The following is a 17,799-nucleotide window of genomic DNA, read 5'->3' as shown; positions in this document are numbered from 1 at the left end:
GGCGCGGTCCTCTCAGGCTTGCGGGGGGGCTGCGAAGGGCACGTCCAGTGGCGCGGTATCGAAATTGCGCAGCAGTTCGATGAGGATCTGCGTGGCCGGGCCCAGGGTCTTTTCCTTGCTCGAATAAAGGTAGAACAGCGGGTGGCGGCTGCCACCCTGGTCAAGCGGCAAGGGCTTGAGCACGCCTTCGCGCAATTCGCGCTCGATCATGTGCCGGGGCAGCCAGGCAAAACCCAGGCCGCTGCTGACGAAGGTGGCGGCGGTGCCCAGGCTGCCCACGGTCCAGCGCTGCTCGGCGCCCAGCCAGCCGACGTCGCGGGGTTGCGCGCGGCCGGAGTCGCGGATCACCACCTGCAACTGGCTTTCCAGGTCCTGGAAAGTGATTTCGCGGCCGGTGCGGTGCAGCGCGTGCTCGGGGTGGGCGACGGCGATGAACTCCACCGGGCTCAGTTCGGTGCCCAGGTAGCCGCCGATATTGAAGCTGCTGATGGCGAGGTCCGCGATGCCTTCGTGCAGCACCTCCTCGACCCCGGACAACACTTCTTCGCGCAACCGCACCCGGCAACCTCGGCTTTGCGGCATGAAGGCGGCCAGGGCGCGCACCAGGCGGGCGCTGGGGTAGGCGGCGTCGACCACCAGGCGCACCTCGGCTTCCCAGCCCTGTTCCATGTGGTGGGCCAGGTCTTCCAGCTGGCTGGCCTGCTTGACCAGCTGCCGCGAGCGGCGCAGCAGCACGCTGCCGGCTTCGGTCAGCACCGCCTTGCGCCCATCGATGCGCAGCAGCGGCACGCCCAGTTGCTCCTGCATCCGCGCCACGGTGTAGCTCACTGACGATTGCGAGCGGTGCAGGGCCTCGGCGGCCTGGGCGAACCCGCCATGGTCGACCACCGCCTGCAGGGTCCGCCACTGATCCAGGGTTACGCGCGGCGCTTTCATCTAGGGCTCCTGTTGTCCTAAGCTGCGCTCTTCTCAAGGAGAGCGCCCGTATGAAGAAATGTTGTGCGGCTTTGCTGTTGTGCCTGCCCTTCACCGCCATGGCTTACCCCATCGACGTGGAGAAGGAGCTGACCGGGGTCAAGGTCGACTACACCGCCTATGACACGGCCTATGACATCGGTGCCATCACCCTGAACAACTATGGGCAGGTGCCGGCGGCCTGCAAGGTCATGTTCCGCAACGGCCCCGAGGCGCCACGGGTGCGCAGGGTCAACGTGCCGGCCGGCAAGAGCGTGGATGTCACCGCCAAGTTCAACCGGCAGATCATCAAGCTGCGCATCCTGCTGGACTGCAAAGCGGAATAAAACTGATTAATCGATAGATTGATCCCACTTTTTACGCTTTTTTATCGATAGGTCAACCCTTAATCTCACCTCCATCGAATCGCCACCCCTTACCGCCGATGGAGGCACCCCATGTCCCGCGTACTGATCATCGAAAGCAGCGCCCGCCAGCAGGATTCCGTTTCCCGTCAACTGACCCGCGATTTCATCCAGCAGTGGCAGGCGGCGCACCCGGCCGACGACATCACCGTGCGTGACCTGGCGGTGAACCCGGTGCCGCACCTGGACGCCGACCTGCTGGGCGGCTGGATGAAGCCAGAAGATCAGCGTAGCGCCGCCGAGGTGGATGCCCTGGCCCGCTCCAACGCCCTGACCGACGAGCTGCTGGCCGCCGACGTGCTGGTGATGGCCGCGCCGATGTACAACTTCACCATCCCCAGCACCCTCAAGGCCTGGCTGGACCACGTGCTGCGCGCCGGCATCACCTTCAAGTACACCCCGACTGGCCCGCAAGGCCTGCTGGCCGGCAAGCGCGCCATCGTCCTGACCGCCCGTGGCGGCATCCACGCCGGTGCCAGCAGCGACCACCAGGAACCCTACCTGCGCCAGGTGATGGCTTTCATCGGCATCCATGACGTGGACTTCATCCACGCCGAAGGCCTGAACATGAGCGGCGAGTTCCACGAGAAGGGGCTGAACCAGGCCAAGGCCAAGCTGGCCGCGGTGGCTTGATACGCGACGAATTCCCAACCTGACACCTTGTTGCTCCTTTGGGTGTGCCTGCCCGGCCAAATGATGGCCGGGCTTTTTTATGCCTGTGGGGACGGCACGCCCCCTGTAGGAGCGGCCTTGTGCCGCGAAAGGGCCGCAAAGCGGCCCCAGGATTTCAGTATCGAGCAGAAATCGCCAGGGCCGCTTTGCGGCCCTTTCGCGGCACAAGGCCGCTCCTACAGGGGTAAACGTGCGCAGAGAAAGGGAATACGCCCACGAGCAGCCCCACAATCCCCATGGTTGAAGTGCCCCAAGACAACCCGCTAAGGTCCCCGCCTTGATCCACGAGGGCCAACCATGGGCTACCTGATAATCGTCGCGCTGATCCAGGCGTACTCCTTCAACCTGATCGGCGAATACCTGGCCGGTCATGTCGACAGCTACTTCGCCGTGCTCGCCCGGGTGCTGCTGGCCGGCCTGGTGTTCCTGCCGTTGACCCGCTGGCGCCAGGTCGAGCCGCGCTTCCTGCGCTCGATGCTGCTGATCGGCGCGCTGCAGTACGGCATCACCTACGTCTGCCTGTACCTGAGCTTCCGCGTGCTGACCGTGCCCGAGGTGCTGCTGTTCACCATCCTGACCCCGCTGCACGTCACGCTGATCGAGGACGCCCTCAACCGGCGCTTCAACCCCTGGGCGCTGCTCGCCGCGCTGGTGGCGGTGGCCGGTGCGGCGGTGATCCGCTTCGACACCATCTCCGGCGAGTTCTTCATGGGCTTCCTGCTGCTGCAACTGGCCAATTTCACCTACGCCGCCGGGCAGGTGCTGTACCGTCACCTGGTCGCCCGCCACCCCAGCGACCTGCCGCATTACCGGCGTTTCGGCTACTTCTACCTGGGCGCGCTGATCGTGGTGCTGCCGGCCTTCCTGCTGTTCGGTAACGCCCAGCACCTGCCGAGCACCGACACCCAATGGCTGGTGCTGCTGTTCCTTGGGCTGTGCCCGACCGCGCTGGGGCTGTACTGGTGGAACAAGGGCGCGTGCCTGGTATCCGGCGGCACCTTGGCGGTGATGAACAACCTGCATGTGCCGGTGGGGCTGTTGCTGAACCTGCTGATCTGGAACCAGGACGAACCGCTGGGGCGCCTGGCCATCGGCGGTTCGATCATCCTGGCGTCGGTGTGGCTGAGCCGCCTGGGTGGCCAGCGTGCGCTACAGCCCGGCGCGACCTCGTCGCGCTGATCGATAGCGCGTTGCAGCAAAGGCGCCCCGAGTGGGCGCCTTTGTCTTTATCGGGACCAGGGTTGGCCCAGGCAGAAGGAGAGGGGCAAGATAGGCGCAGGTGACACCAAGATCGCCAGTCATGAAATGGACGTGAACAACAATACAAGGAAGAGACCGTGAACCTTGACCTGACTGATCTGAAGCTGTTCATAAAGATTGCCGAGTCGCCCAGCCTGACCCAGGGTGCCCGGCGTGCCTGCCTGTCACCGGGTGCTGCGAGCATGCGCATCAAGTCGATGGAGGGCGAACTGGGCGAGGGGCTGTTCCTTCGCCAGCACAAAGGCCTAGTGCTGACGGCGGCGGGCAGGCGGCTGCTGGTCCATGCGCGCAAGATCCTCGGCCAGCTGGAGGTGCTCAAGGCCGAGTTCGAGCGGCACGAGGAACAGGATGCGGCCAGCATGCGCATGTACGTCGACGGCTTCACCGCCTTCGAGTCCACCCAGCAGCGGCTGGTGCGCTACCTGGCGGAGCACGCGCACATCGCCATCGACCTGCAGGCGCGCAACCCCGGGGAGATCGTGCGGGGCGTGCGCGAAGGGGCTGTCGACATGGGGGTGGTGGCCGGCAGTGCGCCGGTGGAGGGCTGCGCCTCGATCGCCATGCCGGTGCTCAACTATGTGGTGGTGCTGCCAAGGCGTCACCCATTGGCCAACGCAGCGGCACTGCGCCTGCGGGACGTGCTGCAACACCCGCAGGTGGGGCTGTGCAGCGATGCCGCCCTGAGCCGGCTGGTCGAAGAGCAGGCGCGGGACGATGGCAGCGAGGCGCAGTTCAGGATCAAGGTGTCCACGGGGGAAGCGTTCTGCCGGATGGTCGCCGAGGGGGTGGGCATTGGTATCGCGCCGGACACGGCAGTGCAGCGCTATCTGCGCTGCTGCGCCCTGGTGGCGCGGCCCCTTGAGGAGGCCTGGGCGCGGCAGGACCACATGATGCTGGTCAGGCACACCGACAGCATGCCCCGCCATGTCACCGAACTGCTCTCCTACCTGAGCGCCGCCTGAGGAGGAAGTCGCCGATGCCAGGCGGGTGCGCCTGGCATCGGCAACTGGCTCAGCGGGTGCCCGGCACTAGGCTGAGGATTTCGTCGATGGGCATGCAGGCTGGTTCGATCTCGTAGGCGCGGTCGTTCTCCAGGATGCTGGTGGCCACCTGGCGCATGGCCGAATAGGCGCCGCGCAGCATGTGGTTGGCATAGATCACCGCGTTGAAGCCCGCGTCGGCCAGGCACGAGAACGTGAGTTGCGGGTAGCTGGTGGGCACGCAGATCAGCGGCGTGGCGGGGTGGCGGTGTTTGAAGCGCCGGGCGAACTCGAGGATTTCCTCGCCACTGCGCTTGCGGCTGTGGATCATGATGCCGTCGGCGCCGGCCTCGGTGTAGGCGCTGCAGCGGGCCAGGGCATCCTCCAGGCCTTTTTCCAGGATCAGGCTCTCGCAGCGGGCGAAGATCATCATCCGCTCTCCGGGGCGGTGTTGCGTGCCGGCCCTGATCTTTTCGCAGAAGTGTTCCACCGTCTCCTGCTCCTGGTGCACCGACAGCCCCAGCAGGGAGTTCTTCTTCAAGCCGCACTTGTCTTCGATGACGATTGCCGAGACGCCGGCGCGCGCCAGCCACTGCACATGGATGGCGAAGTGCTCGACCTTGCCGCCGGTGTCGGCGTCGTAGATCAGCGGCAGGTCGCACACACCGAGGATCTCGTTGAGGCGTTCGAGGCGGTCGCTGGGCGAAAGGATCTCGATGTCCGGCAGGCAGCGCTGGGTGGAGTCGGTCAGCGAACTGGACCAGATGGCGTCGTAGCCCAGGCTGGCGCCGCGCGCCTCCAGGCGCACGCTCTTGGCCAGCATGGCCGATATCGGGCTATGCGCTTCCAGCACGCGCAGGCAGGGTTTGTCATGGAACAGTTGGCGCAGGTCGATGCGCGAATCGGGATTCACGATGTTCATGGGGCCACTTCCTTGATCAGGGGGTGTCAGACGGCCAGGACCGACGCCATCTTGTGCAGGTGTTCGCAGGCGCGCTGCACGTATTCGCACGACAATGCTTCGATCCGCGCATAGTCGAGCGCCTGCGCCGTGGCCTGGCAATAGAGTTCAAGGGCGCTGGTGGCATGGAAGAAGTGCTGGGCCTCGACTGCGCCACAGTGCACGCTGAGGAACGTGGCGATACGGTGCGCTTCACCCGCGGGCTTGCCTTGCACCTGCTTCAGCCAGTCTTTCCACAACGGCGTCATCACGTTGTATTCACCGGTGTTGAACAGCTCGGTCATCGCCATCATCTCGATGGCTTCCACCAGTTGCGGGGCGAGCGGGCGCTTGTTGCCGACCCAAGTGGAGAATTCCTTGGTCACCGGGTTCAGGTAGCGGTCTTGCAGGCGCCAGTCGTCCGAGCCGCAGATGGCCGTGGCCATGCGCGCATACAGCTTGGAGTGGTGCGGGTGGCCGTGCATCTCGCCCAGGCCGATATCCTCGACGATGATCTCGCCGCAGTGGCGCGCGGCCTCCAGCAGGCGCAGGCGGCCCTGGTCGTCGTCGAGTGCCTCGGACTCCTGAAGCAATCGCACGATGATGCTGGACACCGCATGTGCGGCGCCATCCGGGCTGCGCCAGCCGCAGAAGAAGGTGCACAGGCTGTCACGCGACCACGGCTGCGAAGTGATGTGCTGGTAAGTGTCCAGGTAGTCGCCGAGCAGGTCGTCGTGAACGTCGAAGCCCTTTCTCAGGGCGCTGGCCAGCCGTTTGTCCTGGACATCGGTCAGCGCCTGGTCAACGAATGACAGCATGAAATCCGTTTTCTTCATGTCATGATCTCGCGGTTGGGGGAAAAGCCGGGGTCAGGCAAGCGATGCGATGAAGGTGGCGAAGCGGCCCAGGCCTTCGACCAGGTCGTCCTCGCTCACCGAGTAGGAGAGCCGCACGGCGCGAGGGTCGCCATTGCTGCAGCCCGGTACCAGGGCGATGCGCGCCTCGGTCAGCAGCAGCTCGCACAGGTGGCTGGCGTCGCGCAGAGGCAGGTCCTGGTAGCGCCTGCCCAGCAGGTCGCCGATATCCAGGTACAAGTAGAAAGCGCCTTGTGGGGGTGCGAAGCGGATCCCGTCGAGCTCGCCGAGCAGGGCGGTGGCCGTGGCCAGCTGGCGGTCGAGCTGGGCGTTGATGTCGGCGGCGAAGCGCTGCGCGCCCTCGCCATCCAGGGCGGTCAGCGCGGCGTACTGGGCCAGGCTGCTGGGGTTGGAGGTGGTGTGCGCCTGCAGGTTGTGCATCGCCGTGACCACCGCCTTGGGCGCGCAGGCATAGCCCAGTCGCCAGCCGGTCACGGCCTGGCTCTTGGAGAATGAGTCGATGACGATGGTCGACCCCTTGAGCTCGGGCAGCAGGCTGACGATGTTGTGGTGTTGCTGGCCGCCGCGCAGCAGGCCGCGATAGCACTCGTCGAAGATGACCCAGAGCTTGCGCTCCAGGGCCAGTTCACCGATGGCGAGCAGTTCCCGGGGCGAATAGACCACGCCGGTGGGGTTGTTCGGGGTATTGATGATGATCGCCTTGCTGCGCGGCGACAGGGCGGCTTTCACCGCAGCGCTGCGCAGCGTGTACTGGTCGGCCCGGGTGTCGATGAACACCGGGCTTGCACCAGCCAGTTCGACCTGGGTGGGGAAAGTCTCCCAGTAGGGGCGTGGGATGAGTACTTCGTCGCCAGGGTTCAGCAGTACCATCGCGCTATTGAACAGGGCCTGCTTGGCGCCGCTGGACACGGCGATTTCATCGGCGCCGTAGGCGACGCCCAGGCGCTGGCTGACACTGTTGGCCAGCGCCTGGCGCAGGCGCGGGTTGCCCAGTGGCGGGGTGTAGCGGTTCCACTGTTCATGCACCGCGGCGATGGCGCCGCTGCGCATGTCCGGCGCCGCATCCGTGGCCAGTTCGCCGGCGGCGAAGTTGATTACCTTGATGCCGGCGTCACGCAGGGCGTTGGCCTTGCTGCGCATGCTCGAGGTGCCGGGCGCGCCGATGCGGCCAGCGCGCTCCGAGAGTTCGTAGGTCATGGTTCACATCCTTGTCGTTGGCGATCCGCAGGTGTCCTGCTCAGCGTCGGGCCAGGCCCTTCATGCCGTTGTAGGTGACCAGGCACAGGGGCAGGGTCAGCAGCAGCACGCAGGCCAGCACCACCAGCCCCTCATTCACCCCCGCCTGGTCGGAGATCGCGCCGATCAGCACCGGGGCCAGCGCGCCACCGCCGACAGTGCCGGTGTAGAACCAGGCGAACACCCGGTCGCGCCGGTCCCGTGGGGCGAAGTCCGGCACCAGGCCACCGAGTACCGACGAGGTACCGTTCAAGGCCACGCCGATCAGCGGCATGACCAGCATCAGTGCGCCGTAGGGCAGCACCAGCGCCAGCAGGATCAACAGGGCGGTGAGCAGTTCGGTGCAGATCACCGTGCGCACCGGCCCCAGGCGTGCGCCGAGGTAGCCGCAGAACAGCTTGCCGAAGGCACCGCCGATGAACAGCAGGGACAGCGCCAGGCCGATGTGCTCGGTACTGGCGCCCTTGCTTTGCAGCAGGAACGGCAGGAACGTGAGGAAGCCCATGCGCACGCCGCTGTCGAGGGTGCCGGTGGCGATCAGCGCCATCAGGCCCGAAGTGCTGCCGGCCTTGTCAGTGTTGCCGGCTTTCTTGCCGGCCTTGTCGTGGGCCTGGGTCCTGGGCATCAGCAGCCACAATGCGAAGGCGGCGGCGATGCCGAGCACACCGAGCAGGGTGGCGTTGGTCTGCCAGGAGATGTACACCAGCGCCAGACCGGTGAGCCCCGGAATGATGGCCTTGCCGATATCGCCGGCGAAGTTGTACTGGGCCAGGGCCTGCTTGACCCGGCCACTGCCGTCATAGGCATCCGAGACCAGGGCCGAGGCCAGGGGGTGCTGGGTGCTTGCGCCCAGGCCACCGATCATCAAGGCCAGCAACAGCAGGGTGATGTCGGTGGCCTGCGCGGCCAGCAGGTAGGCGAAACCGGCCAGCGCGGTGCCCCTGACCAGCAGGGCCTGCCTGCCCCATTTGCGTGCGCCCCGGCTGGCCAGCAACTGGAAACCGGCCATCATCCCGGCATAGGCGCCGCGCAGCAGGCCGACCTGGGCGTAGCTGAGGCCGAAGGCCGCCTGCCAGATGGGCAGCAGCACGTAGATCACATCGGTGAGGCCGTCATGCACGCCGTGGGCGAGGCTGCCTGCAGCCAGGGCCTTGCGGCGGGTGGCCTGGTCGGTGCCATCCGGTTCGTCGAGTTTTTCCAGGGAGATGTCCTGACGCATCGCTTGCTCGCAGTCCTTGTGTCGATACCTGGCCGAAAGCCGCGTGGCGCGGTTCGGTGTGCTGGCTGCAGGGTAGGAGATGCGGGGAGGGGTGGGTATTCGTATTTGCCGAAGGCTGGCGTTTAATAATTCTGAAATAGTTGTAACTATTTGTTTCTAATGACTGCTTTGCAGCGAGCCAGGCGAAATTTTTTTGCGTCTGTGTTCGCCGGCAAGCCGGCTCCTACGGGGCGGATGTGAAGTTCTGCTTCAACGCGGTACCTGTAGGAGCCGGCTTTGCCGGCGAAAAGGCCAGTGCGGTCAATACAACTCTATTGTTCCCACCGCTTGGGTGGCCGTTGCTTCAGGCGTTACTGAACGCTCGAGGCTCCTGCTCAATGTGATACCTGCCAGCCAACCCGACACGCATGTCATTGCCACTCGGTTGCTGGTACAGGCTCAGCCCGAACTCCGGCAGCACCGCCAGCAGGTAGTCGAAGATATCGCCCTGGATGCGCTCGTACTCGGCCCACGCCGTGGTGGTGGTGAAGCAGTAGATTTCCAGCGGCACGCCTTCGGCGGTGGTCTGCATCTGCCGGACCATGCAGGTCATGCCGGCGTGCACATTGGGGTGGTTCTTCAGGTACGCCAAGGCGAACGCGCGGAAGGTGCCGATGTTGGTCAGCTTGCGGCGGTTGGCGGCCAGCTCCGCCACCGGGCCCAGGGCCTCGTTCCAGCTGTGCAGTTCCTGGCGTTTCTGCGCCAGGTAGTCGCCGAGTAGGCGGACCTGGCTCAGGCGCTGCTCTTCTTCCTGCGTGAGGAAGCGCACCCCGGCGGCATCGATGAACAGGCTGCGCTTGATGCGCCGCCCGCCCGACTGCTGCATGCCGCGGTAGTTGCGGAACGATTCGCTCATCAGGCGCCAGGTGGGGATGGAGACGATGGTCTTGTCGAAGTTCTGCACCTTGACCGTGTGCAGGGTGATATCCACCACATCGCCGTCGGCGCCGACCTGGGGCATCTCGATCCAGTCACCCACGTGCAGCATGTCGTTGCTGGTGAGCTGCACGCTGGCGACGAATGAAAGCAAGGTGTCCTTGTACACCAGCAACAGTACCGCCGACATCGCACCCAGGCCCGACAGCAGCAACAGCGGCGAGCGGTCGATGAGCGTGGCGACGATCACGATCGCGGCGAAGATCCACAGCATCATCTTGGCCAGTTGCACATAGCCCTTGATCGAGCGGGTGCGGGCATGTTCGGTGCGGGCATAGATGTCCAGCAGCGCATCGAGCAGGCACGACAGGGCCAGGGTCATGAACAGCAGGGTGAAAGCCAGGGCGAAGTTGCCGAGGAAGTGCTGGGCGGTGTTGGAGAGTTCCGGCACCAGTTTCAGGCCGAACTGGATCACCAGCGAGGGGGTGGTCTGGGCCAGGCGGTGGAACACCTTGTTCTGGCGCAGGTCGTCGAGCCACCGAAGCGCGGGCTGGCGGGCCAGCAGGCGGCTGGCATGCAGGACCAGGAAGCGGGCCAGGCGGCCGACCAGCAGCGAGACGAGCAGCAGCACGCCCAGCCCGAGCGCGGCATGCAGCAGTGGATGTTGGTCGAGGGTCCCCCAGAGGTCGAGGGTGTCGTGCCAGATGCGTTGGATGTCCATGGGTGCGAAAGCGGTCTGTATAGCGGTACGAAGGGGGGTTAGAGTGCGGATCGGGGCAAAGTTACCAAAAGAAATTCGGCTCCGACGAAGGAAAACGTTACCCTATGCAACTTGAATTTTTCGCACTTGCCCGAGGTTACGCCGTGTTTTCCCAATTCGCCCTGCACGAACGCCTGCTCAAAGCCGTGGCCGAGCTGAAATTTGTCGAGCCGACGCCGGTGCAGGCAGCGGCCATTCCCCTGGCGTTGCAAGGGCGTGACCTGCGGGTGACGGCGCAGACCGGCAGCGGCAAGACCGCCGCCTTCGTGCTGCCACTGCTCAACCGCCTAGTCGACCTGAGCGGCCCACGCGTGGAAATCCGTGCGCTGATCCTGCTGCCTACCCGCGAGCTGGCCCAGCAGACCCTCAAGCAGGTGCAACTGTTCTCCCAGTTCACCTACATCAAGTCCGGGCTGGTGACTGGCGGTGAAGACTTCAAGGAACAGGCCGCTATGCTGCGCAAGGTGCCGGACGTGCTGATCGGCACCCCGGGCCGCCTGCTGGAGCAGCTCAACGCCGGCAATCTCGACCTTTCCCACGTGAAGGTGCTGATCCTCGACGAAGCCGACCGCATGCTCGACATGGGCTTCGCCGAAGACATGGAGCGCCTGTGCAAGGAGTGCGAGAACCGCGAACAGACCCTGCTGTTCTCCGCCACCACCGGCGGCGCGGCCCTGCGCGACATCATCGGCAAGGTGCTGAAAGACCCTGAGCACCTGATGCTCAACAGCGTCTCGCAGCTCGCCGAAGGCACCCGACAGCAGATCATCACCGCCGACCACGACCAGCACAAAGAGCAAATCGTGCAGTGGCTGCTGGCCAACGAGACCTACCAGAAAGCGATCATCTTCACCAACACCCGGGCGTTGGCCGATCGCATCTACGGCCACCTGGTGGCGAAAGAAGTCAAAGCCTTCGTCCTGCACGGCGAGAAGGACCAGAAAGACCGCAAGCTGGCCATCGATCGCTTCAAGGACGGCGGCTCCAAGGTGCTGGTAGCCACTGACGTCGCCGCCCGTGGCCTGGACATCGATGGCCTGGATCTGGTGATCAACTTCGACATGCCGCGCAGCGGTGACGAGTACGTGCACCGTATCGGCCGTACCGGCCGCGCCGGTGGCGAAGGCCTGGCGATCTCGCTGATCACCCACAACGACTGGAACTTGATGTCGAGCATCGAGCGCTACCTCAAGCAGCAGTTCGAGCGCCGGGTCATCAAGGAGGTCAAGGGCACCTACAGCGGCCCGAAAAAGGTCAAGGCGTCGGGCAAGGCCGCTGGCAGCAAGAAGAAAAAGGTCGAGAAGAAGACCGGCGCCGACAAGAAAGCCGCCGCCAAGCGCAAGCCGGCCGCCAAGTCGAAGGCCCCGTTGGCCAGCGCCGACGGCCTGGCGCCGCTGAAAAAGCGCAAGCCTGCGGCCGAGTAAGCCACGCTTGCAGTAAGCCCGCCATCGCAATGGTGGCGGGTTGACTCACACCTTCCCCACGTGTCTGTAGCCCATTTCCCAAACTGCTTCCGAGCCCATGCAATTTACCGGCTGACCCCGATACTCCCCTGGCATGTTCAGTCAGAAGGGCGTAGCGTATGTACAGCTGTAAATACAGGGTGTCCCATGGCGTTTGAATGGGACGAGGAGAAGAACCTGCTCAACATCCGCAAGCACGGTATTGACTTCAATGATGTGCCCGAGATGTTCCGGCACCCGATGCTGGCGTTGCGGGATGAACGATTCGACTACGACGAGGCGCGCTGGATCAGCATGGGCTGGATCAACGCGTGGGTCAGCGTGGTCGCCTACACCGAAAGGCAAGGGGATGTGATCCGCATCATCTCCGCCCGAAGAGCCACCCGACGCGAGGTAACGCGCTATGTCGAAACCATCCGCAAGCATTGACCACACACCTGTCGACACCTCGGACATTCCCGAGCTCGACGATGACTTCTTCCGTCGCGCCGAGCTGCGGGTGCCCGCCAAGCAGACCGTGACGATGCGCCTGGATGCCGATGTGCTGGCCTGGTTCAAGGAGCAGGGCGCCGGCTACCAGACCCGCATCAACCAGCTGTTGCGCCAGTACATGCTGGCGCAACAGCGTCGCTGACCTCAGGTCCTGCTTTTCGCAGCCTTCAGTTCCTGAATCCGCTTGTCGATCAGCTGACACTTGTCCGGCAGGTCCTTGCTGGCTGTATCGAGTTTCATGCCCTGCAGCTCGTCATTGATCTCCTTGGCCTTTTGCGGGTTCTGTTCGGTCAGTTGACTCACCAGCCCGGCGAGTTCCTCCCTTTTCTGCGTGGCCTCCTCCGGGGTGCAGGCCCAGGCCTGAAAAGTGCAGAGCAGTGTTGTCGCGCAGGCGACGCATGGCAGCCATTTCATTCCGTTTACCTCCGACGAGTGGGTGTCCGGTTGAAATCGTGAGCGAGGAGGAAGTTCAGTCTGTCGGACCGTGCGTGGATGACAGGCGTTGAAAATTGGTCTGGCATCGTTTGGGTCGAGCATTCAATAATCGGGATCCATTCTCACTGCCGAGCCTTGCAATGACATTCAGCCAGACAAGGGGGCGTCCATGACGGCGGCCCGCAAGAACCCCGATGCCTTCGCCTTCCAGGTCATGCTGGGGCTGTGCCTGGTCTGGGGCTGCCAGCAGGTGTTGATCAAGTCCGCCGCCATGGATATCGCCCCGGTGATGCAGGCGGCGTTTCGCAATGGCATAGCCGCCTTGCTGGTGGGGCTGCTGGTCTGCTTCAAGGGTGGCTGGGGGCAGGTTGGCACGACCTGGCGCGCCGGGCTGCTGGCCGGTGGCTTGTTCGGCCTGGAGTTCCTGTTCATCGCCGAGGGGCTGAAGCTGACCTCGGCGGCGCACATGTCGGTATTCCTCTACACCGCGCCGATCTTCACCGCGCTGGGGTTGCATTTCATGATGCCCAGCGAGCGGCTGCGGCTGTTGCAGTGGTTGGGCATCTTGCTGGCGTTCGGCGGGATCGCCCTGGCCTTTGCTGGCGGTATTTCCCTCGATCAGCTCGATGGCCGCATGTTGCTGGGTGATGGCCTGGCGATCCTGGCGGGGTTGGCCTGGGGTGCGACCACGGTGGTGGTGCGTGGCTCGCGATTGTCCGAGGCACCCGTGACCTTGACCTTGTTCTACCAGCTGGCGGTGGGCTTTGTCGGGCTGGTGCTGATCGCCCTGGTGAGCGGGCAGATCGCCGATTTCTCGCTGACTCCGCTGGCCGTTGGTAGCGTGCTGTTCCAGGGCATTGTCGTGTCGTTCGTCAGCTACCTGACCTGGTTCTGGTTGTTGCGCAAGTACCTGGCGTCGAACCTGGCGGTGTTTTCGTTCATTACACCGTTGTTCGGCGTGACCTTCGGCGTGCTGTTGCTGGATGAACCGTTGAGCCTGAATTTCGTGATCGGCGCGGTGATGGTGCTGCTCGGGGTGATCATGGTCAGTGCTGAAGCCTGGGTGCGCCAGCAACTGCGCAAGGTCGTGGGATAAGGGGCGGGCGGTTCGCCGGCAAGCCGGCTCCTACGGGACTTGTGTAGGAGCCGGCTTGCCGGCGAATGCGCCAATTCATTCAACCCACCTGTCCCAGATTGCCGCAGGAAGCTGGACGCCGCACACCCTCCACCAACACGCCGGCCAGCCCCAACCCCACAGCCGCCAATACCAGCGCTGGTTGCAAGCTCCCACTGAAATGGCTGCTCAACGCCGCCAGCAACGGCCCGCTCAACTGCCCAAGGGCAAAGCACGCGGTCAACAGCCCGGCATTGCGCTGCGTGGCATGGGGTGCCAGCTCCCGTGAGCGCTGCATCACCAGTTGCATGCAGGCCAGGAATGGCCCGCCGCACAGCAGCACGCCCAATGCCAGGCCGATACCGCCACCGAGCAGGCAGGCCAGTACGCCCAGCCCTTGCAGCCACAGGGTGGTAGTCAGCCAGGCAGAGGTCCGCCCCGGGCGGCGCAGGCTGACGATGGCCACGCCGAGCGCTGATGCCAATCCGAACGCGGGCCAGAACAGGTCGGCTTGCCACTGTCCGAGGAACTGCTGGCTGGCCATCTGCGACAGGAAGGTGGCCGGCAGGATGTAGCCAATCCCGTAGAGCGCATAGACCAGGCCCAAGCGTCCGATACCGGTGCCGCGGCCTTGTTCATTGCCGGCCGCGGGTGTGGCGGCGGGTTCCAGCGCCCGTGGCAGCCACGGCAGCACCGCCAGCAGCATGACCAGCGCGGCGACGCCATAGACCAGCCATAGGGCCGCCGAATCCAGCCCCAGCAGGTGCGCGCCCAGGGCCAGCACGCCCGTCACCGCGATGCCGACGCCGGGCCCGGCGAACACCAGCGCGCCGAGGCGCAGCCGGCCATGGGCGCTGGCCAGTTGCTGGCTGAGGCTGGCGATCATCACCAGCACCCAGGCGCTGGCCACGCCAGTGCCGAAGCGCAGCAGCAGGTGGCTCCAGAAACCGTCGGCGGCCCACGAGGCCAGGGTCAGCAGCACGCACAGCCACAGGCCTCCATGCAGGCGCAGGCGCACCTGGGCGGGCTGGCGGGCGAACATGGCGTCCACCGCGCCGAGGAAGTAGCCGAGGTAGTTGGCCGCGGCGATCAGGCCACCGGCCGTCAGGTCGAACTGGCCCTCGGCGATCAGCCGGGGCAGTTGCGGAGTGAGGGCGAAGCGGCCGATGCCCATGGCCATCATCAGCGCCACGGCGCTGGCCAGCAGTTGCACGAGGGGTGACATGGAAAGTCTCCTGCACGAAGGGATGCGATGGGTGGCAGGGTAGGGCGCATTGACTTTCAATAAAATTGAATAATGATGATCAAGTTGTTCTGTTTTGGAGAAGATCATGGAGTTCAGTCAACTGCGCATCTTCCAGGCCGTGGCCGAGGAGGGCTCGGTCACCCGCGCCGCCGAGCGGCTGCACCGGGTGCCGTCGAACCTGTCCACGCGCCTGCGCCAGCTCGAAGAGCAACTGGGGGTGGAGTTGTTCCTGCGTGAACGCCAGCGCCTGCAGTTGTCGCCGGCCGGCAAGGTGCTGCTGGACTACGCCAACCGCCTGGCCAACCTGCGCGATGAGGCGATGGCGGCAGTGCAAGGGGGTCAACCGGCGGGTGACTTTGTGCTCGGCACCATGTACAGCACGGCGGCTATCCACCTGCCAGCGCTGCTGGCGCGCTACCACCAGGCGTATCCGCAGGTGAACCTGCAAGTCCAGGCGGCGCCCAGCGGCGAACTGCTGGAGGGCGTGCTGAGCCACCGGATGGACGCGGCGTTGGTGGACGGGCCGCTCAACCTGGCGGGCCTGGATGGCATACCGCTGTGCGATGAGACGCTGGTGCTGATCACCAGCCCCGAGCACCCAGCGGTGCACAGCGCCAAGGATGTGGCCGGCAAGGCGGTGTTCACCTTCCGCCAGGGCTGCTCGTACCGCATGCGCCTGGAAGCCTGGTACGCCCATGCTCACACGCCCATGGGCCGGGTGATGGAAATCGAGTCGTACCAGAGCATGCTGGCGTGTGTTATCGCGGGTGCGGGCGTGGCGCTGATGGCGCAATCGATGCTCGACAGCCTGCCCGGGCGTGACCGGGTGCGCGCGCATCGGTTGCAGGCACCCTTCGATCACGCCGTGACCTGGTTGATGTGGCGCCAGGGCATGCGCGGTGCAAATCTGCAGGCGTGGATCGATTTGCAACAAAGCGAAACGATTGACCGGCCGTCGGATGCTGCGGCCTCCGCTTGATTCGGGTCAAAATCGCCCATATCTGTAAGAGCGTAGGCATGCGCAGTACAGGACATAGGTCTATGATCTGTATGAAGCATCGCAGAATCGATTGACCGTGAGGCTGACCCGTCAAGGGGGCATTATGAACCAACGCATGTACAACTGGCTCCACGACCTCGCCGTCGCCCTGGGCTTGCTCCCGCCACCGCTGCAGCCGGTGCCGATTCCAACCGACGAAGAACAGCGCAAGCGCCAGCCGCGTCGCCGCTGAAACCAGGCAAAAGGCCGCCGCATCTGCACGATGCGGCGGCCTTTTGCGTTTCTGCTTCGCCGGCAAGCCGGCGAACATGTCAGGCGAGATTGACTGCCGTCACCGGCTTGCGCGAGGCCAGGCTGACCACCACGAAGCTCACCAGGCCGACGACCAGGCTGTAGTAGATCGGCGAGTTGGCGTCCAGGCCATCCTTGAACATGAACAACAGCGCGGTGGCGAAGCCCAGCGACATGCTGGCGATGGCGCCGGCGGTGGTGGCGCGCTTCCAGAAGATCGCCCCCATCAGCGGGATCAACATGCCGCCGACCAACAGGTTGTAGGCCAGGGTCAGGGCGCTGATCACATCGTTCACCGCCAGGGCAATACCCAGCACCACCAGGCCGGTGAGCAGGGTGAACAGGCGGTTGATGCCCAGGCTCGATTGCTTGCCGCCGCGCAGCTTGGGCAGCAGGTCTTCGGTCAGGGTGGTCGAGGCGGCCAGCAGGCCGGCGCTGGCGGTGGACATCATCGCGGCCAGGGCGGCGGCCATCAGCAGGCCACGGATGCCTTCAGGCAACTGGCCCTTGATCATCTCGGCGAAGGCGTTGTTCGGGTTGGCCAGGTCCGGCATCAGCACATGGGCGGCCATGCCGATCATGGCGCAGGCCAGGCCGTACAGTACGCAGTAGATCCCGGCGGTGGTGCCGGCGCGCTGGCAGACCTTCTCGTCACGGGCGGTGAACACCCGCTGCCAGATATCCTGGCCGATCAGGATGCCGAAGAAGTAGATCAGGAAGTAGGTGATGATGGTGTCCCAGCCGATGGTGGTCCAGCTGAAGCTGGCCGCCGGCAGCTTGGCCACCAGGGTGTCCCAGCCACCGGCCTTGTACAGGCACACCGGCAGCAGGATGAACATCAGGCCCACGGTCTTGATGATGAACTGGACGATGTCGGTCAGGGTCAGCGACCACATGCCACCGATGGTCGAGTACACCACCACCACGCCGCCGCCGAACAGCAGCGCCATCCAGAACGGCACATCGAGCAGCACCTGCAGCACGGTACCCATGGCCAGGGTCGAGGTGACGCCGATCATCAGTGCGTAGGCGAGCATGATCGCCGCGCTGGCCTGGCGCGCCATGGGGTTGTAGCGGCGCTCCAGCACTTGCGTCACGGTGAAGATCTTCAGGCGCAGCAGGGGTTTGGCGAGGAACAGGTTGAGGGCGATGATCCCCAGGCCCAGCGCGGCGCACAGCCAGAAGCCGGAGATGCCGTGGACGTAGCCCAGGCGCACGGTACCCACCGTGGAGGCGCCGCCGAGCACGGTGGTGGCCATGGTGCCCATGTACAGGGTCGGGCCGAGGTTGCGCCCGGCCACCAGGTAGTCTTCATGGGTCTTCGCCCGCCGCATGCCGTACCAGCCAAGCCCGAGCATGCCGACGGCATAGATCAGTACAACGATGATGTCCAAGGCCATTGGGGGTCTCCCGATTATCTTTATTATGGCGAGATCGGCCGTCCGGACGTTGCAAGGCGCCCGGCGGTCCTGTCGTGTGTTGGCGGGCCTCTATGGCCCTCCCGAATGGCTCCTGCCGGGGT

General features: G+C 64.8%; 19 protein-coding genes. 10 read left to right on the top strand and 9 right to left on the bottom strand.

The features are described 5' to 3' along the window. Nucleotides 1–12: 12 nt before the first annotated feature. Nucleotides 13–936, bottom strand: coding sequence for a LysR family transcriptional regulator (locus P5705_RS03770; RefSeq protein ID WP_248921011.1), 924 nt, complete (start codon nt 934–936; stop codon nt 13–15). 50 nt (nt 937–986) lie between these two features. On the opposite strand from P5705_RS03770, the gene P5705_RS03765 reads away from it, so the two are divergent. From P5705_RS03765 to P5705_RS03750, 4 genes are all read left to right on the top strand, one after another. Beyond that, nucleotides 987–1,301, top strand: a complete 315-nt coding sequence (locus P5705_RS03765) for a 3-phosphoglycerate kinase (RefSeq protein WP_011535039.1) — start codon at nt 987–989, stop codon at nt 1,299–1,301. Nucleotides 1,302–1,412: 111 nt separating this feature from the next. Beyond that, nucleotides 1,413–2,012, top strand: coding sequence for an FMN-dependent NADH-azoreductase (locus tag P5705_RS03760; RefSeq protein ID WP_277459620.1), 600 nt, complete (start codon nt 1,413–1,415; stop codon nt 2,010–2,012). 336 nt (nt 2,013–2,348) lie between these two features. Then, on the top strand, nt 2,349–3,230 hold the full coding sequence (locus tag P5705_RS03755; protein WP_277459619.1) for a carboxylate/amino acid/amine transporter: 882 nt from the start codon (nt 2,349–2,351) through the stop codon (nt 3,228–3,230). A 158-nt stretch (nt 3,231–3,388) separates the two neighbouring features. Beyond that, nucleotides 3,389–4,273: a LysR family transcriptional regulator gene (locus P5705_RS03750; RefSeq protein WP_277459618.1), complete on the top strand. Its 885-nt coding sequence runs from the start codon at nt 3,389–3,391 to the stop codon at nt 4,271–4,273. A gap of 49 nt (nt 4,274–4,322) precedes the next feature. Here P5705_RS03750 and aepX read toward each other — a convergent pair whose 3' ends face one another. From aepX to P5705_RS03725, 5 genes are all read right to left on the bottom strand, one after another. Beyond that, nucleotides 4,323–5,213, bottom strand: coding sequence for a phosphoenolpyruvate mutase (gene aepX / locus P5705_RS03745; RefSeq protein WP_277459617.1), 891 nt, complete (start codon nt 5,211–5,213; stop codon nt 4,323–4,325). Nucleotides 5,214–5,239: 26 nt separating this feature from the next. Continuing rightward, the gene (locus tag P5705_RS03740) at nt 5,240–6,049 is read right to left on the bottom strand and encodes a hypothetical protein (RefSeq protein ID WP_277459616.1); all 810 of its coding nucleotides are present in this window, start codon (nt 6,047–6,049) and stop codon (nt 5,240–5,242) included. 51 nt (nt 6,050–6,100) lie between these two features. Further along, nucleotides 6,101–7,303 (bottom strand): pyridoxal phosphate-dependent aminotransferase, encoded by a 1,203-nt coding sequence (locus tag P5705_RS03735; protein ID WP_277459615.1) that lies wholly within the window; start codon nt 7,301–7,303, stop codon nt 6,101–6,103. A gap of 40 nt (nt 7,304–7,343) precedes the next feature. Continuing rightward, nucleotides 7,344–8,561, bottom strand: a complete 1,218-nt coding sequence (locus P5705_RS03730; RefSeq protein WP_277459614.1) for an MFS transporter — start codon at nt 8,559–8,561, stop codon at nt 7,344–7,346. Nucleotides 8,562–8,904: 343 nt separating this feature from the next. Continuing rightward, a complete protein-coding gene (locus P5705_RS03725) occupies nt 8,905–10,197 on the bottom strand; it encodes a mechanosensitive ion channel family protein (protein ID WP_277459613.1) in 1,293 nt (430 codons plus the stop codon). Nucleotides 10,198–10,340: 143 nt separating this feature from the next. On the opposite strand from P5705_RS03725, the gene P5705_RS03720 reads away from it, so the two are divergent. From P5705_RS03720 to P5705_RS03710, 3 genes are all read left to right on the top strand, one after another. Then, entirely contained in the window at nt 10,341–11,660 is a 1,320-nt protein-coding gene (locus P5705_RS03720) for a DEAD/DEAH box helicase (protein WP_431196919.1), read from the top strand. A 186-nt stretch (nt 11,661–11,846) separates the two neighbouring features. Continuing rightward, nucleotides 11,847–12,128: a BrnT family toxin gene (locus tag P5705_RS03715; protein WP_277459611.1), complete on the top strand. Its 282-nt coding sequence runs from the start codon at nt 11,847–11,849 to the stop codon at nt 12,126–12,128. Beyond that, the gene (locus P5705_RS03710) at nt 12,103–12,333 is read left to right on the top strand and encodes a BrnA antitoxin family protein (protein WP_213657822.1); all 231 of its coding nucleotides are present in this window, start codon (nt 12,103–12,105) and stop codon (nt 12,331–12,333) included. Before P5705_RS03715 ends, P5705_RS03710 begins: the two co-directional genes overlap by 26 nt. 2 nt (nt 12,334–12,335) lie before the next feature. Here the strand turns inward: P5705_RS03710 and P5705_RS03705 are convergent, their stop codons facing one another. Next, nucleotides 12,336–12,605, bottom strand: a complete 270-nt coding sequence (locus tag P5705_RS03705) for a hypothetical protein (protein ID WP_277459610.1) — start codon at nt 12,603–12,605, stop codon at nt 12,336–12,338. 190 nt (nt 12,606–12,795) lie between these two features. Between P5705_RS03705 and P5705_RS03700 the strand changes: the two genes are divergently transcribed. Further along, nucleotides 12,796–13,722, top strand: coding sequence for a DMT family transporter (locus tag P5705_RS03700; protein WP_277459609.1), 927 nt, complete (start codon nt 12,796–12,798; stop codon nt 13,720–13,722). A 79-nt stretch (nt 13,723–13,801) separates the two neighbouring features. On the opposite strand, the gene P5705_RS03695 is transcribed toward P5705_RS03700, so the two are convergent. Then, on the bottom strand, nt 13,802–14,965 hold the full coding sequence (locus tag P5705_RS03695; RefSeq protein WP_277459608.1) for an MFS transporter: 1,164 nt from the start codon (nt 14,963–14,965) through the stop codon (nt 13,802–13,804). Between the two features lie 106 nt (nt 14,966–15,071). On the opposite strand from P5705_RS03695, the gene ptrR reads away from it, so the two are divergent. Then, complete coding sequence (gene ptrR, locus P5705_RS03690) at nt 15,072–15,965, top strand: putrescine utilization regulator PtrR (protein WP_277459607.1); 894 nt, start codon at nt 15,072–15,074, stop codon at nt 15,963–15,965. A gap of 124 nt (nt 15,966–16,089) precedes the next feature. Then, nucleotides 16,090–16,218: a PA1414 family protein gene (locus P5705_RS03685; RefSeq protein ID WP_256660254.1), complete on the top strand. Its 129-nt coding sequence runs from the start codon at nt 16,090–16,092 to the stop codon at nt 16,216–16,218. A gap of 79 nt (nt 16,219–16,297) precedes the next feature. Here the strand turns inward: P5705_RS03685 and P5705_RS03680 are convergent, their stop codons facing one another. Further along, a complete protein-coding gene (locus P5705_RS03680) occupies nt 16,298–17,677 on the bottom strand; it encodes a sodium:solute symporter (RefSeq protein ID WP_277459606.1) in 1,380 nt (459 codons plus the stop codon). Nucleotides 17,678–17,799 lie beyond the last annotated feature (122 nt).

The sequence above is a fragment of the Pseudomonas entomophila genome (assembly GCF_029478665.1).
GTDB classification, from domain to species: domain Bacteria; phylum Pseudomonadota; class Gammaproteobacteria; order Pseudomonadales; family Pseudomonadaceae; genus Aquipseudomonas; species Aquipseudomonas entomophila_F.
This window is presented reverse-complemented; position numbering and strand designations above follow the sequence as displayed.